This window comes from Laedolimicola sp., from assembly GCF_051972735.1.
GTDB lineage: Bacteria > Bacillota > Clostridia > Lachnospirales > Lachnospiraceae > Laedolimicola > Laedolimicola intestinihominis.
The window spans coordinates 1-554 of sequence record NZ_JBOKYU010000101.1; the positions used below are offsets into that span (position 1 = coordinate 1).

The 554-nt window shown below is 51.8% G+C and carries 1 pseudogene; it reads right to left on the minus strand.

The features are described from left to right. A pseudogene (locus tag ACTRC3_RS11770) lies at positions 1-554 on the minus strand (glutamine synthetase type III); the annotation flags it as partial.

The window sequence follows — 554 nt, forward strand, 5'->3', positions numbered from 1 at the left end:
GTTAGCCTCAGAACCTACGGCACGGAACTCGAAACGGTTGCCGGTGAAGGCGAATGGAGAAGTACGGTTACGGTCGGTGTTATCAATCATCAACTCAGGAATCTCTGGGATATCCAGCTTCATACCCTGCTTGCCAGCTACGGTGAAGAGATCCTTCTTGTCGGCTTTCTCAATGTGCTCGAGAAGGTCGGTCAACTGCTTGCCAAGGAATGAAGAGATGATTGCTGGAGGTGCCTCGTTGGCGCCCAGACGATGCGCATTGGTAGCGCTCATGATAGAAGCCTTGAGCAAGCCATTGTGCTTATATACACCCATCAAAGTCTCTGTGATGAAGACTACGAAACGGAGGTTATCCTCTGGTGTCTTGCCAGGGCCATGAAGCAGGATGCCTGTATCTGTAGCGAGACTCCAGTTGTTGTGCTTACCGGAACCGTTGATGCCTGCGAATGGCTTCTCATGGAGAAGTACGCGGAAACCGTGATGGCGAGCCACCTTCTTCATCAAGCTCATCAGGAGCATGTTGTGGTCAACGGCAAGGTTGGTCTCCTCGAAGA